At 30.3% G+C, this 2,667-nt stretch carries 2 protein-coding genes and 1 pseudogene (1 of these 3 only partly in view); all 3 read left to right on the top strand.

The genetic code is table 11. The features are described 5' to 3' along the window. Positions 1-1,168, top strand: a pseudogene (locus A2255_02630) (tRNA (N6-isopentenyl adenosine(37)-C2)-methylthiotransferase MiaB) (it extends 108 nt beyond the left edge of the window). A 221-nt stretch (positions 1,169-1,389) separates the two neighbouring features. Then, entirely contained in the window at positions 1,390-2,304 is a 915-nt protein-coding gene (locus tag A2255_02635; GenBank protein OGI17872.1) for a hypothetical protein, read from the top strand. Between the two features lie 40 nt (positions 2,305-2,344). Then, the gene (locus A2255_02640; protein ID OGI17873.1) at positions 2,345-2,656 is read left to right on the top strand and encodes a hypothetical protein; all 312 of its coding nucleotides are present in this window, start codon (positions 2,345-2,347) and stop codon (positions 2,654-2,656) included. Positions 2,657-2,667 lie beyond the last annotated feature (11 nt).

Here is a 2,667-nt window from a genome sequence, read left to right on the forward strand (position 1 = left end):
AAATAAAGCCTATAGTTATCTTGGTGTTTGGGGAAAATGGAAAAAGTCAAAACCTGACTTGAAAATCGCCATGTGTGGCTGTGTTGCTCAACATACAAAAGAAAGTATATTTAAAAGAGCTCCTTATATAGATTTAATTTTTGGCACTCATAATATTCCCCAGCTTCCTGAATTGATAAGCAAATTAGACTTTCAAGAAAATGTGTACTCTATTTTACAAACCCCATATGAACCCAACGGAGAATTTTCTATAATCAGAGAAAAAGGAATCTCAGCCTGGCTTCCTATCATAGAAGGGTGCGACTATTTCTGTACTTACTGTATTGTCCCATATACAAGAGGAAGACAAAGAAGCAGGAAACCTCAAGACATTATTCAAGAAGCTAGAAATATTGCTAATGAAGGATATAAAGAGATTGTTCTCTTAGGTCAAACAGTAGATTCCTATGGAAAAGACTTTAAAGATGAAAATATCACTTTATCAAATCTTTTAAGAGAACTGAATAAGATAGAAAATATCCTAAGAATCAGGTTTGTAACGTCACATCCTGCTGATATTACTGATGAATTAATATCTACCGTAAAAGAGCTTGATAAAGTTTGTGAATATTTCCATATCCCAATGCAATCAGGAAATACCGAGGTATTAAAACAAATGAAGAGAAGATATTCCAGAGAGGAATATCTAGTTCTGGTAGAAAAAATAAGAGCTCAAATGCCTAATGTCGGGATAACTTCTGATTTTATTGCAGGATTTCCCAGAGAGACAGAAAAACAATTTGAGGATACTTTAAGTATCATCGAACAAATAGGATTTGATCATTGCAATACGGCTGCATATTCACCAAGAAAAAGAACTCCTGCTGCTGTATGGAAAGAACAATTACCTCAGGAAGCTAAAAAAAGCAGATTAAATCTACTTAACGAGCAAGTAAAACAATCTACTATAAAATCAAATGAAAAATATATAGGCAAAATCCTGGAAATATTAGCCGAAAACTATAACGAAGTAAATGGAGAAACTATTTTAAACGGCCGTAGTAGAAATAATAAAATAGTCCATTTCCTTGGAAAAAAAGAATTAATTGGGCAACTTATTAACGTAGAGATTCAAGAATCATCGATATGGTGTCTAAAAGGACAAATTAAAAGCCTTGATACCTTCTAAGTGTCACAATTACGTGAATTATTATATTTAAGTTCTAAAAGATACAAAATAATATTCTTAAAAGTAAACAAGAATAAACTTTATCTATATACAAGTGCATAATTGATTTGCAGGATTTTATATTTTATATTTTATATAACTTGAATTGCTGATTATTTCTAGCCAAAATTCTAAAAAACCTTACCGGCGTTGTATTGTAGAAATCAGAGATATAATAGAACGTGAAAATTGTTATTCTTTCAAGAAAATCTAAAACATACTTTAATGACAAATTCATTGAAGCAGCCAATAGGTATTCTAATTCTAATCTTGAAATCAAAATCCTGGATCCATTTGCCTGCCAGCTTTATCTTGAAAATAATGAATCTTCACTATTCTATAAAGACCAAGTTATTACCAATATAGATCTCGTTATACCAAGAATTAATGGTTCTTCCATTGATTATGGAATTAGTGTAATTAAACATTTTGAGAAAACCAGTGCAAAAATTATTAACGGATCAGAAATACTGGCTAAATGTAAAAATAAATTTGAAATTCTACAGAAACTTCAAGCAATAGAAGGAATAAAGATTCCTAAATCTGTTATGATTAAAAGCCCAAAAGAGTTAAAATCCGCAATAAGCTTTGTAGGAGGCTTACCTGTAGTACTTAAAATGTCTTATGATAACAATAAAAGCCTTGGATTTATCCTGATAAACGATATTAATTGCGCTGAATCATTTCTGGATATGAATTTTATGCTGGATAATTTTACGCAAATAGGACAGAGTGTTATTGTACAAGAATTTATTGATAATTCTTTGGGTAAATCTGTTAGCCATTTATTTCTTGGAGGAAAAATCATTTTAAGTTATATAAATAAACTAACAATTGTAAATAACATGGGTTGTCCCCCAATTAATCCTGAGATTCCAGATATAACTGAATTATCAGACCACACTAAAAATCTCATAATTAAGATTGCCGAGAAATTTCAATTAGAATTTGGTATAATATCAATACTAGAATCAAGTCTTGGGCCATTTGTTTTTGAAGTTAATCCCTTACCAGATGTAGAAAAATTTGAAAAAATCCATAAAATTGACATAGTTTCAAAACTAATAAACTATATTGCTTGCAATATCAGGGATTAACTTATCTTTTAATTTCAAAAGGGAATATAAAGGAATAAAGATGAAAACAGAAAACTTAAGAAACAAGTACAAAAATCATCCTATAATCAAGCCAATCATTGAATATTGCGAAGAAAAACATATTGGCTTTGAGTTTATTAAAGAGACAAGACTAGGAGAGATAGGTGTTAAAAGTTTCAAATACGTAAGTTCATATTATATGAAAATCGGAGATCACCTTGTAGAAACAGAAAGCAAATTATGGTGCTGGACTGATTTATTCAAATTACTGGTTACGGCTTATAAACATATTGGCTTGGAATATCCAGAAAATCTGGTAAAAGCAGCAAGGGCTTTTGGAAGACCAATTTAAAAAATAAAAAA

The sequence above is a fragment of the Candidatus Melainabacteria bacterium RIFOXYA2_FULL_32_9 genome (genome assembly GCA_001784615.1).
In the GTDB taxonomy this organism is placed as follows: Bacteria; Cyanobacteriota; Vampirovibrionia; order Gastranaerophilales; family UBA9579; genus UBA9579.